This window comes from Chitinophaga sp. G7 BAM 1005 (assembly GCF_057126945.1).
Map to the genome: position 1 here is coordinate 1,920,994 of NZ_CP181478.1, position 20,011 is coordinate 1,941,004.

At 47.4% G+C, this 20,011-nt stretch carries 15 protein-coding genes; all 15 read left to right on the top strand.

Translation table 11 applies throughout. The annotated features are described in order from the left end of the window. The first annotated feature begins 791 nt into the window (after positions 1-791). The 15 genes from ACMXI2_RS07740 (at position 792) to nuoC (ending at position 20,001) form a co-directional block, all read left to right on the top strand. Complete coding sequence (locus ACMXI2_RS07740) at positions 792-1,541, top strand: L,D-transpeptidase family protein (RefSeq protein WP_483781123.1); 750 nt, start codon at positions 792-794, stop codon at positions 1,539-1,541. Between the two features lie 181 nt (positions 1,542-1,722). Further along, positions 1,723-2,298, top strand: coding sequence for a gluconate 2-dehydrogenase subunit 3 family protein (locus tag ACMXI2_RS07745; protein ID WP_483781124.1), 576 nt, complete (start codon positions 1,723-1,725; stop codon positions 2,296-2,298). A 30-nt stretch (positions 2,299-2,328) separates the two neighbouring features. Continuing rightward, the gene (locus ACMXI2_RS07750) at positions 2,329-4,026 is read left to right on the top strand and encodes a GMC oxidoreductase (RefSeq protein ID WP_483781125.1); all 1,698 of its coding nucleotides are present in this window, start codon (positions 2,329-2,331) and stop codon (positions 4,024-4,026) included. Positions 4,027-4,106: 80 nt separating this feature from the next. Beyond that, complete coding sequence (locus ACMXI2_RS07755) at positions 4,107-5,804, top strand: GMC oxidoreductase (protein WP_483781126.1); 1,698 nt, start codon at positions 4,107-4,109, stop codon at positions 5,802-5,804. A 257-nt stretch (positions 5,805-6,061) separates the two neighbouring features. Beyond that, positions 6,062-6,646, top strand: a complete 585-nt coding sequence (locus ACMXI2_RS07760) for an RNA polymerase sigma factor (RefSeq protein ID WP_483781127.1) — start codon at positions 6,062-6,064, stop codon at positions 6,644-6,646. Between the two features lie 64 nt (positions 6,647-6,710). Beyond that, on the top strand, positions 6,711-7,661 hold the full coding sequence (locus ACMXI2_RS07765) for a FecR family protein (protein ID WP_483781128.1): 951 nt from the start codon (positions 6,711-6,713) through the stop codon (positions 7,659-7,661). 48 nt (positions 7,662-7,709) lie between these two features. Then, the gene (locus tag ACMXI2_RS07770; protein WP_483781129.1) at positions 7,710-11,057 is read left to right on the top strand and encodes a SusC/RagA family TonB-linked outer membrane protein; all 3,348 of its coding nucleotides are present in this window, start codon (positions 7,710-7,712) and stop codon (positions 11,055-11,057) included. Between the two features lie 38 nt (positions 11,058-11,095). Continuing rightward, a complete protein-coding gene (locus tag ACMXI2_RS07775) occupies positions 11,096-12,901 on the top strand; it encodes a RagB/SusD family nutrient uptake outer membrane protein (RefSeq protein ID WP_483781130.1) in 1,806 nt (601 codons plus the stop codon). A 28-nt stretch (positions 12,902-12,929) separates the two neighbouring features. Continuing rightward, positions 12,930-13,895, top strand: a complete 966-nt coding sequence (locus tag ACMXI2_RS07780) for a BT_3987 domain-containing protein (protein ID WP_483781131.1) — start codon at positions 12,930-12,932, stop codon at positions 13,893-13,895. Between the two features lie 36 nt (positions 13,896-13,931). Beyond that, on the top strand, positions 13,932-14,054 hold the full coding sequence (locus ACMXI2_RS07785; RefSeq protein WP_483781132.1) for a hypothetical protein: 123 nt from the start codon (positions 13,932-13,934) through the stop codon (positions 14,052-14,054). A gap of 83 nt (positions 14,055-14,137) precedes the next feature. After that, positions 14,138-15,952 carry a glycoside hydrolase family 35 protein gene (locus tag ACMXI2_RS07790; RefSeq protein WP_483781133.1) on the top strand — a complete coding sequence of 605 codons (1,815 nt, stop codon included), beginning with the start codon at positions 14,138-14,140 and terminating at the stop codon, positions 15,950-15,952. A 343-nt stretch (positions 15,953-16,295) separates the two neighbouring features. Further along, on the top strand, positions 16,296-16,739 hold the full coding sequence (locus tag ACMXI2_RS07795; RefSeq protein ID WP_079468123.1) for a CBS domain-containing protein: 444 nt from the start codon (positions 16,296-16,298) through the stop codon (positions 16,737-16,739). A gap of 253 nt (positions 16,740-16,992) precedes the next feature. Beyond that, positions 16,993-17,475, top strand: coding sequence for an NADH-quinone oxidoreductase subunit A (locus ACMXI2_RS07800; protein WP_483781134.1), 483 nt, complete (start codon positions 16,993-16,995; stop codon positions 17,473-17,475). Between the two features lie 49 nt (positions 17,476-17,524). After that, positions 17,525-18,163 carry an NADH-quinone oxidoreductase subunit B gene (locus ACMXI2_RS07805; RefSeq protein WP_079468121.1) on the top strand — a complete coding sequence of 213 codons (639 nt, stop codon included), beginning with the start codon at positions 17,525-17,527 and terminating at the stop codon, positions 18,161-18,163. 92 nt (positions 18,164-18,255) lie between these two features. Further along, complete coding sequence (nuoC, locus tag ACMXI2_RS07810) at positions 18,256-20,001, top strand: NADH-quinone oxidoreductase subunit C/D (RefSeq protein WP_483781135.1); 1,746 nt, start codon at positions 18,256-18,258, stop codon at positions 19,999-20,001. Positions 20,002-20,011 lie beyond the last annotated feature (10 nt).

A 20,011-nucleotide genomic window follows, 5' to 3' on the forward strand; every position in this document is an offset into this window, starting at 1 on the left:
CGCTCTGGTTTCCCGGAGCGGATTTTGTCTTTTTGCCTGATTACACTGATTAGGCGGATTTTACTTTTTTCTTTAGGAGATGGGAGATTTAAAGATGGCGTGAACAGGAGATAGCCGATACTTAGCTCATACTTTACACATGCCTTTAATGTGGAGATGACGCGGACTTGATGTGGAGGTGACGTGGACTTGATCGGTAACGTATTGTCTATCAATGTGCTATAAGGGGTCCTGAGATATTCTTTCGATAGGTTTCATTCCGGAAAGGAACTGAATATCAATGCTTTAGGCACATTGTAAATGTAAACATAATCTGGCAAAAAGACAAAATTCCTCAAGGGATGTCATATTCAGATGTTAATAATATGTAAATAACGCGTTATTTTAAACCGTCCACTGATAGCCAGGCGCTACCAGTTTGGCCGTAATACTGCCTGCGCCTACAACGGAAAGTACCCGGTTCGCGCCACTTTCAGTTCCGGCCTGGACGCGGCTACTGTAAAACCGGAATGGATAAAGCTACAGTAAAGCAATAAACGCGTAACTTTACAATATAAAAATAAGAGTTCCGTTTTTTATGAGGATGCAAACGCTGTTCGGTGTATTGTTTTTGTTAGGTGGAATTTTCCAGGCCTTTACGGCTATATTGATTTATCAGGGCCATAAGCACTATATATTGAAGATTGCCAACAGGAAAGTGAGTATGGTAATATATTTTATTTTTGCCCTGTTATTGTTTTATCTTGCTTATATAAACCTGGTATAAACATTAAAATTTGTTAAATAGCATTATGAAGCGACTTGTTGTAATCGTCCTGATTTTGTTGGGTGCAGGTAAAGTTTTTGCCCAGCAATCTTTCCTCGACAACCAGAAAATGTTTCCTAAAGTAGGGGAGGCATACCGTGAAAAGGAGGAGTTGCTGAAAAAAGAATTCGAAAAGAAGGGTCTTACCTACCCTGCGAGATATATGTTTGTCCGTTCCTTCAAACTGGACAGTGAAATGGAGATCTGGGTGAAAAATAACCCCCAGGATACCTTCCGTTTGTTCAAATCCTACCGGGTATGTACACTCTCCGGTAAAATGGGGCCTAAACGCAAGGAAGGCGACCGGCAGGTACCGGAAGGATTCTATTATATCAACGATTTTAACCCTAACAGCAACTATCACCTGTCGCTGGGGATTAACTACCCGAATTTTTCCGACCGCATCCTGAGCGATCCGAAAAACCCCGGCGGTGAAATCTATATCCACGGGAATTGTATCACCGTAGGCTGTATTCCTTTAACCGATGAGTTCATCGATGAGGTATACATTTTGGCGGTAAATGCAAAGAATGCAGGGCAGGACTTCATACCGGTACATGTGTTCCCGGTGAAATTCGGTAACCCTGGTTCCATGAACTACCTGGGCACTTTTACGATGACAGACGGTTCTTCCAAACAATTCTGGGCGGAACTCAGATCGGCGTATGATTATTTTGAAAAACACCACCGCCTGCCGGTTGTACTGGTAGACGACAAAGGAAAATACATCCTGTAGCAGTTGCCACATTGCACAGGCCGATGGGTAGATGGAAGTCGTTATACAGACTTACATCTACCCATCTTCTTTTTTACTTCTTCCTGTTTTTAACATCGCTAATGCATATTTCACCCTTCTTTATTTGGTTTTTAGAAGAATTTTTTCCAACTTGTTCGAAGGTCAAATCAACTTACTATTTATGCACAGAAGAGACGCAATAAGGAATGTGGCGATTTTGTTGGGCACCGCCATTTCCGCTTCCACGTTATCGGCTTTAGAAAGCTGTACAGGTTCCGCTCCTAAGAACTACGATCTTCAAAAGCCGGAAACCAAAGCTTTACTGGCGGAGATAGCGGAAACCATCATACCCAAAACCAGTACTCCTGGTGCAAAAGATGCCAAAGTAGAAGACTTTATCATTGTGATGATGAACGATTGCTACAAGAAGGAAGATCAGCAGGTATTCCTCGACGGGTTATCAAAAATTAATGAGGCAAGTGAGAAGCAATTCAAAAAAGGCTTCATGGATATTACACCGGAGCAACGCACCGAACTCCTGACAGGAATTGAAAAAGAGCGCGTAGAATACAACAAGCGCAAAGATAAAAAAGAAGGGGATCCTACCCATTATTTCCAGTACCTGAAAGAATTAACCCTGCTGGGTTATTTCACCTCCGAACCGGGCGCCACCAAAGCACTGCGCTATGTAGCCGTTCCCGGTAAGTACGAAGGTTGCACTCCTTACACCAAAGGAGAGAAGGCCTGGGCGATATAATCTTCTTTTTACTTTCTAAATCCAAATTAAATGAACCTGAATATAAAAGCACAGGCTGAAAATACCTATGATGCCATCGTAATTGGCTCAGGTGTGAGTGGTGGATGGGCTGCCAAAGAACTGACGGAAAAAGGCTTAAAAGTACTCATGCTGGATCGTGGTAAACCACTGGAGCATGTGAAAGACTACGAAACCGCTACCAAAGATCCGTGGGAATTTAAACACCGCGGCCGCATCACTGTAGATCAGCGCGAAACACATCCTAAACTGAGCCGCGACTATCCCTACAGTGAACACAACGAGAAATACTGGATCAACGATTCCGAAAGTCCTTATAATGAAGTAAAGCGTTTCGACTGGTACCGCCCGGATATTGTGGGTGGTAAATCCATTATGTGGGGCCGTCAGTCGTACCGCCTGAGCGATATTGATTTTGAAGCCAACCTGAAAGACGGCATTGCCGTAGACTGGCCTATCCGTTATAAAGACATTGCTCCCTGGTATGATTATGTAGAGAAATTTGCCGGTATCAGCGGTACCCGCGAAGGTCTTCCGCAGCTGCCTGATGGTCAGTTTATGCCTGCAATGGAAATGAACTGCGTGGAGAAAGATGTAAAAGCCAGCGTGGAAGGAAAGTTCAAAGGCCGTATTATTACAATGGGTCGTGTGGCCAACATCACGCAACCGCTTCCGGGTCGGGAGAAATGCCAGTACCGTAACCTTTGCAGCCGCGGATGTCCGTTTGGCGCTTATTTCAGCACACAGTCCTCCACATTGCCGGCAGCGGTAGCTACCGGTAACCTCACGCTTCGTCCTGATTCCATTGTAAATTCCATCATTTATGATGAAAAGCAAGGCAAGGCCACCGGCGTAAAGGTGATAGATAAGCACACGAAGGAAATGGTGGAATACTATGCGAAGGTTATCTTCATCAATGGTTCTACCCTGGGATCTACCTTTGTAATGATGAACTCTACTTCGTCCCGCTTCCCGAACGGATTGGGTAACGACAGCGGTGTACTGGGCAAATACCTGATGGATCACCATTTCCGTACAGGCGCTGGCGGTACTGCAGAAGGATACGACGATAAATATTATTTCGGCCGCCGTGCGAACGGGATCTATGTTCCCCGTTACCGCAACATCGGTAGCGATAAACGTGATTATATCCGTGGATTTGGTTACCAGGGTGGCGCCAGCCGCTCAGGCTGGAGCCGTGGTATTGCTGAAATGGGTGTGGGTAAAGACTTCAAAGAAATGCTCACCGAACCGGGCCAATGGAGCATCGGTTTAGGTGGCTTCGGTGAATGCCTGCCTTATGAAGCCAACCAGGTAACCCTGGATACCTCTGTGAAAGATGCATGGGGCCAGCCTGTGTTGAAATTTGATGCAGAGTTCAAGGAGAACGAAAAGAAAATGCGTGTAGACATGATGAATGACGCCGCAGAAATGCTGGAAGCAGCAGGTATTAAAAACGTGAAAACATACGACAACGGATCTTATCCGGGTATGGCCATTCACGAAATGGGGACCGCACGTATGGGCCGTGATCCTAAAACATCGGTGCTCAACGGCTTTAACCAGATGCACGCTGTGAAGAATGTATTTGTAACAGATGGCGCCGCCATGACCTCCGCCTCCTGCGTAAATCCTTCTCTCACATATATGGCGTTAACTGCCCGTGCAGTAGACTATGCCGTGAAGGAACTGAAGAAAGGCAATATTTAAAAAATAATAAGTGCGTAGCGGTCAGGGATAGCTTTGGGGAAAGCTGATCCCTGGCCGCTTGTCGCGTTAAACACAACGATATGAATCTTAATATAAAGGCAGAGAAGGAAAATACTTACGACGCCATCGTAGTAGGTTCCGGTATCAGCGGCGGATGGGCCGCCAAAGAGCTGAGTGAAAAAGGACTGAAAACGTTGGTATTGGAAAGAGGCCGCAATGTAGAGCATATCAAAGACTACACCACCGCTATGAAAGCGCCGTGGGAATTTGCGCACCATCTCAGCACCTCCAATGAAATGCGGGACAATCATCCCATCCAGAGCCGTTGTTATGCTTTTGATGAAGCCACGCAGCAATTCTGGGTAAATGATAAAGAGAATCCTTACAATGAAGTAAAGCCCTTCAACTGGCTGCGGGGATACCAGGTAGGTGGCCGCTCCCTCATGTGGGGCCGCCAGGTATATCGTTGGAGCGACCTTGATTTCACTGCCAATGCCAAAGACGGTCATGGTGTAGACTGGCCTATCCGCTACAAAGACATTGCCCCCTGGTATAAATATGTAGAAGAATACATTGGTGTAAGCGGTCAGGCGGAAGGCCTGCCCCAATTGCCCGACGGCGTTTTCCTGCCGCCGATGGAAATGAACTGCCTGGAGAAGCATGTTGCTGCGCGCGTGAAAGAAAAGTACAACGACCGTATCATGACCATTGGCCGTGTGGCGCATCTTACCAAAGGATTAAAGGACCGTGGTCCTTGCCAGTTCCGTAACCTGTGTGCCCGCGGATGCCCGTTTACCGGTTACTTCAGCAGCAACGGCGTTACGCTGCCGGCAGCCGCCAGAACAGGTAATATGACCCTGCGCCCGGATTCTATTGTACTTGAAGTATTATATGATAAAGATAAAAGTAAAGCTACCGGCGTAAGGGTGATGGATTCCCATACCCTGCAAACAGTAGAATACTACGCAGATATTATTTTCCTGAACGGCTCCACACTGGGTACCAGCTGGATTATGCTTAATTCAGTTTCTGAACGTTTCCCTAATGGATTTGGCAACGACAGCGGACAGCTGGGGCATAACCTGATGGATCACCATTTTGGCGTAGGCGCCGGTGGAGAGTATGATGGTTTTGAAGACCAGTATTACAGCAGTGGCCGCAGGCCAAACGGTATTTATATTCCGCGTTTCCGTAACACCAACGCCAACACCCTGCAAAAAGATTATGTGCGTGGATTTGGCTACCAGGGCGGCGCACAAAGGGACCGTGGCATAAGCATGGACGGCATTGGCGTTCAGCTGAAAGAAGCCCAGGGCGAACCCGGCAAATGGAATATGGGCATCGGTTCCTGGGGCGAGCACCTGCCTTATTTTGAAAATAAGGTAGTGCTGAATAAAAACAAGAAAGATAAATACGGATTACCTACCCTTGATATTGACTGCGAATTTAAAGGCAACGAGCTGGCTATGCGCAAGGATATGAAGGCCAGCGCGATAGAAATGCTGGAAGCAGCAGGACTGAAAAATGTATATGGCTACGATAGTGCGCCTCCTCCGGGACATTGCATTCACGAAATGGGAACGGCCCGCATGGGTAAAGATCCGAAAACGTCGGTACTGAATGGTTTTAACCAGGTACATGCGGCTAAAAATGTATTTGTAACAGATGGCGCCTGTATGACGTCTTCCTCCTGTGTGAATCCTTCTATTACTTATATGGCGCTTACCGCGCGGGCATGTGATTATGCCGTTAAGGAACTGAAGAAAGGAAATATTTAAACTCCGCAAAAGGGAAACCAGCTTACCGGTTTCCCTTTCGCTTTTTTTTGCAGGTATACTGCAATGATAACTGTTAGCCTCTGAACAATCCCCGGAAGTATCCGTTAAGTCCCCGAAATTTCTTTCTCCACAAGATTATTTTTATTAATATTGATGGACGTAAAATTCCACCAGACGAACAATGGAAAATAATGGACTGCGCTGTTAATCATATCGTAACCTTACGTTAACAATGGCTTATTAATTTTGTCTCCTGCATGGACAATACAACTATTCTTATTTCACCTTTTCTGTTGCGTCGTTTCCGTGAAGGGGACGAAGAAGCGCTGCGTAGCTTACTGGATCTGCTGGGGCCAAGAGTATTGGGCTATTGCAGGAAGAAGGTGGCCATTGAGGAAGATGCCGAAGAACTATTGCTGGATATTTTCCTCAAACTATGGCACTTCCGCGAAAAACTGGATGAGACTGCTGATGTACAGGTGTTGTTATTTACGATTGCGAGAAATCATATCCTGAATTTTATCCGTAATAAAGCGAACCGCCGGCTGATGACCACAGATCCGGAGAACGCCTTGCTGCAGCCGGCAGACAGTATCTTACACCGGCTGGATTATAATGAGCTGTACAGGCAGTACCAGGGCGTGCTGGATTCGCTGGGCGACAAGCAGCGTGCAGTATTTCGTATGAGCAGGGAAGAGGGATTGTCGCACCGCGAAATCGCCGACAAACTCGGGATCTCCATACGTACTGTAGAAGCGCACATCCACAGCAGCCTTAAAGTAATAAAAGCAGAGTTGAAAGATGCCTATATCCTGTTGCTGATATTATTCTTCCTGAAATAATTTTTTTCTTCCACTAAGTAGTTCCCCCTTTTTTAGTGTATATATAGGAAGAAGTGAACTGTATATGATGAAACCTGATGCCGGCCTGTTACAGGAGCTGATAGAAAAAGTACAACATAACACTGCCAGCCAGGAAGAACTCCGGTTGCTTTTACAGTTGCTCGAAGAAAACAACCACGGCGAGCTGATGCCGGCGGAAGAATGGTTTCAAATCGAGCCGCAACCACTATCTGCCGGGTTGAAAAACAAAGTAGTGAATACAGCGCTGCAAAAAAACAGGTTGGTGAAACGGGGCTATTTCCGCCGTTGGTTGCCTTACGCTGCTATGTTGCTGGTATTGCTGGGCGTACTGTTATTATGGCCTCGCCATGATCCGCAGTATACCACCATTGCCGCCAGGGACGGGGAAATTAAACGGGTGGTACTGCCGGATAGTTCCGTGGTGATCTTAAATGCCAGGTCTGTTGTCCGTTACAGCGAAGCCTATAAAGCTGTATCCCGCGATGTAACCCTGGATGGGGAAGCTTTTTTTGAGATACATCCCGACAGGAAAATCCCTTTTGTTGTGCATACAGGTAACATGCGGACGCAGGTGTTGGGAACTTCTTTCAATGTGAAACATTATCCGGGTGAGAAACTGGTGGTGAGCGTTGCTACGGGGAAAGTAAAAGTAGTGGCGCCTGAAGGGAAACAGGTTGTGCTGGAAAAGGGAAGTAAGGTAAGCTATGATAGCGTCAGCGCTGCGTTTACAAGCTTCATGGAAGAACCGCATAAGATGAGCTCCTGGCAGCAGGGAATTATCAATATGGATAATCTTACGCTGGGCGAAGTGACTACTATACTGGAGCGATGGTACAGTGTGCGTATCATCCTGGAAACGCCGGGAATGGGAAGGCATGTATTGTCCGGGTTACAGGCCAATACATCGCTGGAATCTGTACTGGAATCTATTTGTTTTATCTATCATCTGCAATACCGGCGAGAGGGAAATATTATCCGTATGGGGAAAAAATAAACCGCTTAATCCTGTTTTAATACATACTACGCTAACAAAACCTAACGTATGATCCTAATTTTATTGTCTGCATTACGCGGCCCGGGAAGGGCCGTGAGGGTCTTTCTGTGCTCATTCCTGGCTGCAGCCATTTATATGGCGCCGGTACAGGCACAGGTGCAGGACCCGAAAACACAAACCGTCACTATTCAATTAAAAGAGGCGCCGGTAACTGTGTTGTTCCATGCCATAGAAAAGCAAACCACTTTCCGTTTCCTGTATGATAAATCGCTGGAAACTACCGGGAAGAAATTAACAGTGAACTACAAAAATATTGCGGTGGCCAAACTGCTGCAGGACATTGGTGAGCGTACCGGTTTGCAGTTCAGAACTTCCGGTCAGAACATTTCAGTGGCCATAAAAGATCAGTCTCCCGCCGCCAATCCTTCTGCCGGAGGCAAAAGAGAAATTACCGGTGTAGTAGTAGATTCTGCAGGCCAGCCGATGGTTGGTGTAACCGTTGCCATTAAAGGCACCCGGCTGGGTACCGGTACAGATGGTAATGGTAAATTTATTTTATCGGTAGATGACAACGCGGTGCTGGTATTTAGTTTGATGGGATTCCGTAAACAGGAAATTCCTGTACAGCGGAGAGAGAAGATAGACGTGGTGTTGGAAGAAGCATCTTCTGCGCTGGAGGAAGTAGTAGTGGTGGGTTTTGGTGAACAGAAAAAGATCAGCCTGGTAGGTGCGCAGGCAACTATTACGCCCAAAGAGCTGAAACAGCCGGTATCCAATCTTACGCAGTCGCTCGGTGGCCGCATAGCCGGAATGGTATCTGTACAACGCAGCGGGGAACTGGGTTACAACGATGCCAATATTTATATCCGCGGTATTTCCACGTTTACGCAGGGCTTCAGCGCACCGCTCACCTTAGTGGATGGTGTGCCCAGGAGTATTTCCAATGTGGACCCGGAAGACATTGAAAGTTTTTCTGTGCTCAAAGATGCTTCTGCTACGGCCGTATATGGTGTACGTGGCGCCAACGGCGTTATCCTGATCACTACTAAAAGCGGCAAGCCGGGTAAGCCCGCCTATAACCTGCGCTACACGGAAGGCATTACCCAGTTCTCCAAGCTCCCATCTTTTGCCGATGGGCCTACTTATATGAAATTGTCGAATGAAGCGTTAACCACGCGGGGAAGCGCGCCGGTATACTCCGATGAAGCGATCCAAAAAACCGCCGATGGCAGCGATCCTTATCTCTATCCCAATGTAGACTGGTTTAAAGAGCTTTTCCGTAACAACGGGAAAGTGAGAAATGCGAATGCCAATATCAGCGGTGGTTCCGAGAAAGCGGTGTATTACATTGGTCTTGGTTATTATGATGAGCTGGGGATGTATAGAACGGATGAACTCACGAAATATAATTCTTCCATCTTCCTGAAACGGTATAATGTTACTTCCAATATTACGCTGAAGCCTTCCGCTACTACTACTGTAAAGCTGGGGATACAGGGTTACCTGAGTAACGTGAACCTGCCCACGACCGGTGTATCCGACATCTTCACGGATGCATATTTTATGACACCCGTGCAGATTCCAACGCGTTATCCCGATGGCAAGGTGGCTGATATTCGTTCCGGCGGTTTGTCCAATCCCTGGGCAAGCCTTACCCAGGGCGGTTATGCCAATCAGTGGAGAAGCCAGGTGTACTCTAATCTGCGTCTTACGCAGGAACTGCCCTTCCTCACGAAAGGATTATCCGTAACGGGCATGTTTTCATTTGATGCCTATAACTATACCAGTAACCGCTATACAAAAGTACCGGATACCTGGCTGGCCACCGGCCGGGATGCCGGTGGTAATCTCCTGTTTGACCAGGTAGCTATTGGTACAGAATTTCTCCAGTATACAAAAAGCAACCAGGGAGAACGCACGTTCTATTCTGAATTTGGACTCAACTATAACAGGAGTTTTGGTAAGCACGATGTATCCGGCATGTTGCTGTACAACCGCAGCGACAAAGCCAATACCTATGCCGGCGACCTGGAAACTTCCCTGCCTTATCGTTTTCAGGGACTGGCGGGCCGTTTCACCTATGGTTTCCGGAACCGGTATTTTGCAGAAGTGAACTTTGGATATAACGGCTCGGAAAACTTTTACCCCGATCAGCGTTATGGCTTTTTCCCTTCCGCAGGTTTGGGTTGGGTAGTATCTGAAGAAAACTTCTTCTCCGGTATAAAAAATACGGTGTCACTTTTTAAGATCCGCTTCTCGCACGGGATTGTGGGCAACAGCAATATCGACGGCAGAAGATTTGCTTACCTGGCAACAGTAGCCAATACCAGCGATTATTATTTTGGAAAGAACATCAACCAGAAATTTACCGGTAAAGAAATTGGTGAATACGCAGTGGATGTGCAATGGGAAACTTCCCGCAAAACCAACCTGGGCTTCGATATCGGGTTATTGCATGATAACCTCACCTTACAGATAGATCTTTTCAGGGAATACCGCAGCGGCATTTTCCTGCGCCGTAAATCGTTGCCGGGTTACATAGGTATGATCAATGCACCTTTTGGTAATGTGGGCATCATTGATAATAAAGGGATAGATGCTTCCGTAACCTATAACCGCCGTTTCGGCGACTTCTCCCTGCAGCTGCTGGGCAATTTTACCTACAACAGGAATAAAGTAGTGGAGAATGATGATCCCAGCTGGAAGTATCCGTGGCTGGACCGTAAAGGACTGCGCGTAGGACAGCGGTTCGGGTACATCGCGCTGGGGCTTTTTGAAAGTGATAAAGAAGTACAGAATTCACCCAGGCAAACAGGCGATGTACGGGCCGGTGATATTAAATATAAAGACATCAACGGCGATGGCGTGATCGACTCCTATGATCAGGCTCCCATCGGGTATGGCGACGTTCCCGAAATTGTATACGGCTTCGGATTTACACTCGGCTATAAAGCGTTTGCACTGTCGGCGTTATTCCAGGGCGCCGCTCATGTGGATGTACTGCTGAACGGTGAAGGCACCATGCCTTTCCAGCAGGGACTGAGCCGCGGAAATTTATTCAGTAATATCAACGACCGTTGGACAGAAGACAACCCGCGGCAGGATGTTTTTTATCCCCGTATGATGGCAGGTTCATTGAATGATAACTATGCCGCCAGCACCTGGTGGATAAAGAACAGCGACTATATCCGTTTAAAGACTTTGCAGTTAAGCTATAACCTGCCCGCTTCCTGGATGAAACGAGCGAAACTGAAATCTGCCAACATCTTTCTGCAAGGGGTAAACATACTCACCTTCTCACCATTCAAGCTCTGGGATGTAGAAGTAGGCAATGGAAGAGGCGCTTCTTATTCAAGTACTAAATCATATTCTGCCGGCGTTGCCGTCAACTTCTGATAACAACGATCATTCATAAACATATTAATTCTCTCCGGATGAAAATAAAAAAGATAGTTCACGTTTTACTGGTCGGCGTTTCCCTGCAAACGGCTTCCTGTAACAGTAACTTCCTTGACCAGGTTCCCAGCGATCGTATTACCATTGAGCAGGTATTTAACCGAAGAAGATATTCCGAAGAATACCTTGCCAATATCTACGTTACTATTCCCAATGAAGCATACCGCAATACCTGTGCCTGGGAAGGATGCTCAGATGATGCAGACATCACTTATGACCGGCCCGGTTCCGGTTATAACACCTATCCCATGAACCTGGGTAACTGGAGCGCCGCTTCTGACTACATGAATAACTGGACTAAATTCTACCAGGGTATCCGTTCCGCCACTTATTTTATGCAGCATATTGATGGGAATAAAGAGATCCTGGCGCTGCCGAACGGACAGGATCTCATTGACCAGTATAAAGCAGAGGCGCGTTTCCTGCGGGCATTCTTTTATTATGGTATCATCCGTCAGTATGGCCCCGCCATTATCCTGGGGGATATCCCGATTGCAGGCGACTTACTCCCTACAGATGAAGAGATGCAGAAGCCACGGAATTCCTACGACGAATGCGTTAACTATATTGTATCGGAGCTGGATCTCGCCGCGCAGAAACTCCCCAAACATTTTACCGCGCAGGGCGAAAATGACTATGGCCGGGCCACACAGGCCGCCTGTAAGGCTTTTAAAAGCCGGGTATTATTACTGGCTGCCAGTCCGCAGTTCAATGGCAACCCCGACTATGCCGGCTTCCGTAACCTGGATGGCAAGCAACTGGTAAGCGCGCAATACGATCGTGAAAAATGGAAACGTGCCGCCGATGCTGCCAAAGACGTTATTACCGGTTTCAATTTTTCCCTGTACCGTAAGAATGATGCCGACGGAAACTTTGATCCTTATCTTTCTACCCGTGATGTATTCCTTGACCCCTGGAATTCAGAAGTGATCTTCACCAGGACCTCCAACGGGCTGAAAGACTGGGAACGTTCCGTAACGCCCCGTTTGGCCAGCGGATATGCAGCTGTAGCCGTTACACAGCAGCTGGTAGATGAATTTGAAATGGAAAACGGGAAAGGCATCTATGAATCCGGATCGGGTTATAAGGAAACGGGTTTTTCTTCAACAGCCACCAAATATACTACTGCCGGCACTTACAACATGTATGTAAACAGGGAGCCGCGCTTTTATGTGAATGTTAGTTACAATGGGAGTCTCTGGATCAATAAGAGCGAAGGCAACAAAGTGATAGAAACATTCTTCACAGGTAATACCGGTAAAAAGGGGTCCTGGGACTTTCCGCGTACCGGTTACATTGCCCGGAAAAACGTGCATCCCGACAGCAATCCGAGGATCACGCAGTATGTAGCCAGGCCTTTTATACTACTGCGTTACGCAGAAATATTACTGAACTATATCGAATCATTGAATGAATATGAACCTGGTAACCCGGATATTCTCAAATACCTGAACGAGATCCGTAACAGGGCCGGTGTACCTGATGTTGCCGGTGGACTGGGCCAGGCCGCCATGCGTGAAAAAATCAGGCATGAGAGGAGAGTAGAGCTGGCACTGGAAAGTTTGCGGTACTTCGATACCCGCCGCTGGAAGATTGCAGAACAAACCGATGGTGGAAATTTCTACGGGATGAATGTAGATGCCGGTACCAAAGTTACCGACCTGGTATTTTATCAGAGAACCATTTTTGAGCGGAGGGTTTTTCTGAAGAATTATTACCTGTTCCCTATTCCTCAATCGGAAATAGACCGCGACAGAAAGCTGGTGCAAAACCCGGGGTGGTGATTATTTCCTGACGATCAATTTTAGAAAAATGAAAATAAGAATATTACTACTATCGCTTGCCGCAACCACCGCCTGGAGCAGTTGCCGGAACGACAGCGAGGAACTGAAAGACATATCCGACAGCACCGCTGTTGTGTACATGCCACAGGCAGTTATTTCTCCTGCGGTGTATTCATTTGAAATATCCGGAAAGGGCGATAGTATTGTGTATGGCGCCTGTTATGGAGGGCCGCACTCACCTGCGTCGGACATCAACATAAAATTCAGGGTGGATGCTTCGCTGACAGATCATTTCAATAGCAACAATTTCACCAGTTACCCCGTGTTACCGGAGGGGAGCTATGAGCTGGAGCAGTCTGCTGCGGTAATACCGGCAGGACGATTCAGCACGGCGCCGTTGAACCTGGTAGTGCATATGGATAAACTGGATGGAGTAGGAAATTACCTGTTGCCGGTAACTATTGAAACCAGTATGAAAGTGAATGAAAAGCTGCGCACTGCTTACTTCCTGATCCGCGGGCATTATGCTTCCAACCCGTTTCCTATGCTGGACCGCAGCAACTGGAATATTACCGGTTTCTCGTCGGAGGAGGCCACCGGCGAAGGCACTGCCAACGGTCATGCTATCCATGCGCTGGATGGCGATACGACCACCTTCTGGAGCACCCGTTGGAAAGCGTCCAAGCCCGGGCCTCCGCATTATATTACCATTGATACGCAGGCGGAGCAAAAAATACACGGTATCCGTATTACCGGCCGCACGGATAAAAATACCGGCGAAGCAAAGGCCACCGGCAACCCGAAAAATATAATCGTGGAGCTGAGCCGCGATGGCGCCACCTGGAGCTATTCGGAGTCCTTTACGCTGGCCAATGATAAAGTAAGCACTATCTACCTGGCATATGCGCAGCAGGCCCGGTTTGTGAAGCTGACGGTTAATACCAGCCAGGGAGACATTTACCTGACGCATATAGCGGAGATCAATGCTTTCTGATGAGGAGATAAGCCGGACCGCACCATCGATTATATCATGACAACGCCGGTAAACCGTTTCTCCGTAACCCGGTATAACAGCCTTACCGGTTATGACGAAGCATTGAAAGCGTATGTTTCCGATCACCGGGCTATAGTAGCGGATATTAGTGTACAATAATAAGAACAGGCATCTTATAAAAAATCTTTAGAATCAAAGATTTTTGGTGTATTTTGTACGCTTATCTGCAACTTATTTGAACAATGAAGAAAGTAATCCTAAGCGGCATGCTGGCGCTATCCTGTTGGATGGGGCAGGCAGTGCAGGCGCAAAACAAACACTCTTTTGCATTAAGTAAAACTGATTTTATGCTGGATGGTAAACCCTTCCAGATGATCAGCGGAGAGATGCACCCGGCCCGTATACCGCATGAATACTGGCGTCACCGCATTCAGATGGCGAAGGCAATGGGTTGTAATACCATTGCGGCATATGTTTTCTGGAACTATCATGAACCGGTGAAAGGACAGTTTGATTTCAGTACCGGTAATCACAACATTGCCGAATTTATTAAAATAGCCCAGGAAGAAGGTATGTGGGTATTGCTGCGCCCCGGTCCTTATGTATGTGCTGAATGGGAGTTTGGTGGTTTACCTCCTTATCTCCTGCAAACACCGGATATAAAAGTGCGTTGCATGGATCCGCGCTACATAGCAGCAGTCGCCACCTACGTGGATCGTTTGGCAGCAGAAGTAAAGCCGTTGCTGGTAACCAATGGCGGACCGGTGGTAATGGTGCAGATTGAAAATGAATACGGCAGCTACGGTAACGACAAAGAATATTTAAATACGCTGAAAGATATGTGGGTAAAGAATGGTATCAATGTTCCATTCTACACTGCTGATGGGGCCACTGCCTATATGCTGGAAGCCGGAGGCGTGGAAGGCGCTGCCATCGGACTGGACTCCGGCGGATCGGAAGCGGATTTTGCCGCTGCAAAAAAACAGAATCCCGATGTACCTGCCTTCAGCAGTGAATCCTATCCGGGTTGGTTAACCCACTGGGGCGAACAATGGCAACGGCCGGGCATAGATGGCATTGCAAAAGAAGTGAAGTTCCTGATGGATACCAAACGTTCTTTCAACCTGTATGTGATTCATGGCGGCACCAACTTTGGTTACACTGCCGGCGCCAACTCCGGCGGAAAGGGTTATGAACCTGATGTAACCAGTTACGACTACGATGCGCCTATCAATGAGCAGGGAAATGCGACGCCTAAATACGAAGCATTGCGTAAGCTGATCGGTTCCTATCTCCCGAAGGGCAAAAAATTGCCAGCCGTTCCAAAACCAATCCCGGCAATTACGATTCCCGAATTTAATCTTACTCCATTTACCTCTGTATGGGATCATTTGCCGCAACCGGTGAAATCCCCGCAGCCAAAGCCGTTTGAAGCATATGGACAAGACTATGGCTTTATGGTGTATAAAACCACGCTGATAGGGCATAAGAGCGGCAAGCTGAGTGTAAAGGACCTGCATGACTATGCAACCGTATTTCTCAATGGCAAGTACATCGGGAAAATTGACCGCCGGCTTGGTGAAAAAACAATTGACCTGCCGGTGAGTGAGGTGAAGAATCCTGTACTGGAAATCCTGGTAGAGGGAATGGGCCGCATCAACTTTGCAGAAGCGCTGATTGACCGCAAAGGAATCACGGATCGTGTAGTGCTTAACGGTATGACACTGATGAACTGGGAAGTATACGGCCTGCCTATGACGGAGAAATTTGTACAGGAGCTGAGTGCTTCTTCCAATAATGCTGCTAAACCAGGTCAGTTTTTTAAAGCTACTTTTAACCTTGATAAAACCGGTGATACTTACATCGATATGTCGGGATATAAGAAAGGAATTGTTTGGGTAAACGGTCACAATCTTGGCCGCTACTGGGAAATAGGACCGCAGAAGAACCTGTACTGTCCTGCTCCGTGGCTGAAGAAAGGCGCCAACGAAATTGTGGTGTTTGATTTGCACCAGGAAACGGCTGCGCCGGTGAAGGGGGAGGATCACCTTCTGTGATTTTAAATTGTCTTGGAGCTGGATTACGCTGATTATACTGATTTGATTATGTTTTGATTTTTTGATTAATAATAATGAAGGGAGATAAAAGCGAATGTATCCGCTTCTATCTCCCTTCATCTTTTTAAAATCATAAAAAATCCAAAAACAAAAATCAGGCTAATCAGTATAATCAACGTAATACTGAGAAAGGCAAAATCCGCATCGCCGAAGGCGATCCTCTCCCCACCTTTGTGTACTATTTACACAAACGATTTATTTTCACTGCCTTGCTTTTAACAATGAAAATTGGTAACTTAGAAATGGTGGTTTTTCATTTATTTACTATTCTAAAAGTCTTGCTATGGGAAAGGTACGTAATATCCTGCAGGTAAAGGGTCATGCAGTATACTCCATAAATCCCGACAACACTGTTTTTGAAGCGCTCCAACTCCTTGTAGATCATAACGTGGGCGCATTAACAGTAGTTGATGAAGATGAACATTTCATGGGAATTTTTTCCGAACGTGATTATGCCCGCCGGGTGATCCTGAAGGGGCGTGCATCAAAGGAAACTTTGATCCGGGAAATTATGACAGAGCGTCCTATCACGGTTACCGAGGATGATTCCATTGAAGATTGTATGGGATTGATGACAGATAAAAGGATCCGTCACCTGCCGGTAGTTGACCAGCAGAACAGGCTGATGGGTTTGATATCTATTGGTGACGTAGTGAAATTTATTATTGACGACCAGCAGCACATCATCACCAGTCTTGAATGCTATATTACGGGTACGCATACCTGAGTATCGCATTTTAATCTTTTGTTTTATCATTGTATTTTTTGTAACTTCAGTTTCATATAGTCTTTACCGTATAGCAGCACTTGAAACGTTATGAAACCGGGTCCGTATCCGGTCTTCCCTCTTGATTTGGCGGTTTACAGACTAGCATTACCAATAATAGACATGTTCAGTAGATTGGAAAGCATACTACTGGTTTTATCTGATAGACAGGCATAACGGACTTTTAAGTAAATCGCTCGGGAGGGCGAACACTTTGAAAAGCGCTGTTTCTGACATCACCCCCATCTGGCCATTTTTAGCATATGGTGCTATTGTAGTGATACTCATCAGTATCATACTGGGGCTCTCTTATGTACTGGGGCAGCGGCATAAAGACCGCGCCACCGGTGAGGCTTATGAGTCCGGCATCATCTCCACCGGCTCTGCACGATTACGGTTCCCTTCCCAGTTTTACCTGGTAGCGATGCTCTTCGTTATTTTTGACATTGAAACGGTATTAATCATATCCTGGGCAATTGCCTACGAAGAAGTGGGCTGGACCGGCTTCCTCGGCGTTTCTGTTTTTATCTTCATATTACTGGCTGTACTTATTTACGAATGGCGTAACGGCGCATTGGACTTCGGGCCCGATGGGAAAAAGATTTTACGCGCGTATAGAAAAATGCGGAAGAAAACTCCGGCTCACGTTAACGGTTACACGGACATTAAGACACCAACACCACAGGCACTGACGTAGCAACAGCATGTTGATTTTATGAATCACGCATAGGTAAATCAACTTTTATATGAAATGGTGGCTGACCAACGCAAATGATGTAACGGGTAAGATATCCGGCAATACTTCTATGGAAGAAGTGATACAGCAAAGTGTAATGCTCACTTCCGTAGAAAGCCTGCTGGCATGGGGACGGAAAAATTCGCTATGGCCCTTCCATTTCGGCCTTTCCTGTTGTTTTGTAGAAATGGCTACCGCTATGACCCCTAAGTATGACATGGCCCGGTTTGGCGCGGAAGTAATCAGAGGTACTCCCCGCGAAGCAGATGTCATGATCATCGCAGGCACCGTATTTATAAAAATGGCGCCCGTCATTCAACGTTTGTATGAGCAGATGATGGAACCCCGCTGGGTAATATCTATGGGCTCCTGTGCAAATTCCGGCGGTATGTACGACATCTACAGCGTAGTACAGGGAGTAGATAAATTCCTACCTGTAGATGTCTATGTACCCGGTTGCCCCCCGCGCCCGGACGCATTTATGTCGGGTCTCGTTATGCTGCGCGACAGCGTAGGTAAGGAGAAACGCCCCCTCAGCTGGGTGATTGGCGAACAGGGCGTAATCCGGCCGGAAAAGATCTCCATGAAAGATACCCTGCGGGAGAAACGGCAACAAATGACAAAGTTTAAAACACCCGATGAAATATAATAACAATGCTTACTAACATTAACGGATATATGAAAAATTAAACCGGAAAAAGACCACAGTATTATCTTACCCCCATCTAAACTTAATACGCCATGCCAGAGCGCATTGCAGCGGAATTAAGCTCCCGTTTTGGTGATATCACCTTCGAACCTCAGGTTACACGGGATGGGACGCCCACCTTCTGGACGCCACAGGAGCATATTGTGGCCGTACTACAGTTTCTTAAATCTGAAATACAAATGCCTTATCGCATGCTCTATGACCTCACGGCCATTGATGAGCGTGCGTATAAACGGCAACAGAACGGGCATAAACCCTATGATTTTACCGTTGTTTACACACTTTTTTCCTTCGACAGAAACCAATTCCTGCGAATAAAGGCCGGTCTCCACGGCGAATACCCAACGCTGGAAAGTATCACTTCCGTCTGGACGGCAGCCAACTGGTATGAACGCGAAGTGTACGATATGTTTGGCATCCGGTTCAATGGTCACCCCTTACTGAAACGCATCCTCATGCCTTCCACCTGGGAAGGGCATCCGCTCCGGAAGGAGCACCCCGCACGCGCAACTGAAATGGGGCCGTTTAAGCTCTATGACGAGAAGCAGGACAGGGAGCAGGAGGCCCTGCGGTTTAAGCCCGAAGAATGGGGCTTAAAAAGCCATAGCGAAGACGCCGACTTTATGTTCCTCAACATCGGTCCGCAACACCCGGGTACCCACGGTGTTTTGCGCATCATCCTCCAGCTCAACGGTGAAGATATTGTGGACGCTGTACCCGACATCGGGTTCCATCACCGCGGCGCGGAAAAGATGGGAGAGCGGCAATCCTGGCATACCTACATTCCTTATACCGATCGTATCGATTATCTCGGCGGTGTGAATAATAACCTGGCCTACCTCTTATCGGTAGAGCAGCTGGGCGGCATAGATGTACCGCTCCGCGCACAGGTGATCCGCATTATGCTCTGCGAACTGTTCCGTATTGCCAGCCACCTGGTGTGGTATGGCACCTTTGCCCAGGACCTCGGGCAGCTGTCGCCCGTATTCTATATGTTCACCGACCGTGAACGCGTGTTCGAAATTATAGAAGCCATTTGCGGCGGTCGCATGCATCCTAACTGGTTCCGCATTGGCGGCGTAGCCCAGGACCTGCCCAATGGCTGGGAGCCGCTCGTGAAAAACTTTATCAGCTATTTCCCGAAACAGCTGAAAGAGTACGACAGCATGGTGATGAAAAACTATCTCTTTAAAGCCCGTACCAAAGGTATCGGTATTTATACACTGGAAGAAGCTATTGAATGGGGCGTAACCGGCCCCGGACTCCGGGCTTGCGGCCTGGAGTGGGATATGCGCAGGAAGCAGCCATATAGTGGTTATGAGAATTTTGCTTTCGAGATCCCGGTCGCACACAACGGAGATTGTTACGACCGAGCGGTAGTACGGGTGGAAGAAATGCGACAGAGCCTCCGCATTATTGAACAATGCGTGGCCTACATGCCGTCCGGCGATTATAAGTCGCACCACCCGCTGGCTACCCCTCCCGTAAAAGCACGCACCATGCAGGATATTGAAACCCTCATCCATCACTTCCTCAACGTAAGCTGGGGACCGGTAATACCCGCCGGGGAAGCCGCTGTTTGCACGGAGGCCACCAAAGGCTGGAACAGCTATTACCTGGTCAGCGATGGCAATACCGCCTCATACCGTACCAGGGTACGAACGCCTTCTTTCCCGCACATGCAGATGATTCCGCTGATCAGCCGCGGGTATACCGTGGCCGATCTGTTATCGATACTCGGAGGAATGGATTACGTACTCGCAGATATTGACAGATAATACAACAACA